This is a genomic window from Pseudomonas sp. RW407, assembly GCF_003176655.1.
Classification (GTDB): Bacteria; Pseudomonadota; Gammaproteobacteria; order Pseudomonadales; family Pseudomonadaceae; genus Pseudomonas; species Pseudomonas delhiensis.
The window spans coordinates 1-1,052 of the sequence record NZ_QGSL01000013.1 but is presented as its reverse complement, the minus strand read 5'-3'; the positions used below and the strand labels follow the sequence as shown (position 1 = coordinate 1,052).

Here is a 1,052-nt window from a genome sequence, read left to right as displayed (position 1 = left end):
CTCGATGTCCTTGCCGTCGAGCTTGTTCTCGACCAGCCAGGGGTAGGCGGGCATCTTCGATTCCGGCACCACGTTGCGCGGGTTGTACAGGTGCGCGCGGTGCCAGTCGTCGGAGTAGCGGCCGCCGACGCGGGCCAGGTCCGGGCCGGTACGCTTGGAGCCCCACAGGAAGGGGTGGTCCCAGACGCTCTCGCCGGCCACGGAGTAGTGGCCGTAGCGCTCGGTCTCGGCGCGGAACGGGCGGATCATCTGCGAGTGGCAGCCGACGCAGCCTTCGCGGATATAGATGTCACGGCCTTCGAGCTCCAGCGCGGTGCGCGGCTTCATGCCTTCCACCGGCTTGTTGGTCACGTCCTGGAAGAACAGCGGGACGATCTGCGTCAGGCCGCCGATGCTGACGGCGATGACCATGAAGAAGGCCAGCAGGCCGATGTTCTTCTCGACTGCTTCGTGCTTCATCAATGAGCTCCTACAGCGGGAATACGGGCCGCGGCGTCGACTTCAGCCGCGTTGTAGCCGCGCACGGTACGGAAGGTGTTGTAGGCCATCAGCAGCATGCCGAAGGCGAAGAAGAAGCCGCCCAGCGCACGGACCATGAAGCCCGGGTGGCTGGCCTGCAGCGCTTCCACGAAGGAGTAGGTGAGGGTGCCGTCGGTGTTCACCGCGCGCCACATCAGGCCCTGGGTGATGCCGTTGACCCACATCGAGGCGATGTAGAGCACGGTGCCGATGGTGGCGAGCCAGAAGTGCGCGTTGATCAGGCCGGTGCTGTGCATCTGCTCGCGGCCGAAGACCTTCGGAATCATGTGGTACAGCGAGCCGATGGAGATCATCGCCACCCAGCCCAGGGCGCCGGCATGCACGTGGCCGATGGTCCAGTCGGTGTAGTGGGACAGCGAGTTGACGGTCTTGATGGCCATCATCGGGCCTTCGAAGGTGGACATGCCATAGAAGGCCAGGGACACCACCAGGAAGCGCAGGATGGGGTCGGTGCGCAGCTTATGCCAGGCGCCGGAGAGGGTCATCATGCCGTTGATCATGCCGCCCCAGGA

General features: G+C 64.9%; 2 protein-coding genes. Both read right to left on the bottom strand.

Features of this window, described 5'->3' with window-relative positions; all coding sequences use genetic code 11:
* The coding region (gene ccoO, locus DK254_RS00805) for a cytochrome-c oxidase, cbb3-type subunit II (RefSeq protein WP_109931650.1) at positions 1-459 on the bottom strand (459 nt) is incomplete at its 3' end.
* A partial coding sequence (locus tag DK254_RS00800; protein WP_177412004.1) for a cbb3-type cytochrome c oxidase subunit I occupies positions 459-1,052 on the bottom strand: 594 nt, incomplete at its 5' end. The genes ccoO and DK254_RS00800, both read right to left, overlap by 1 nt.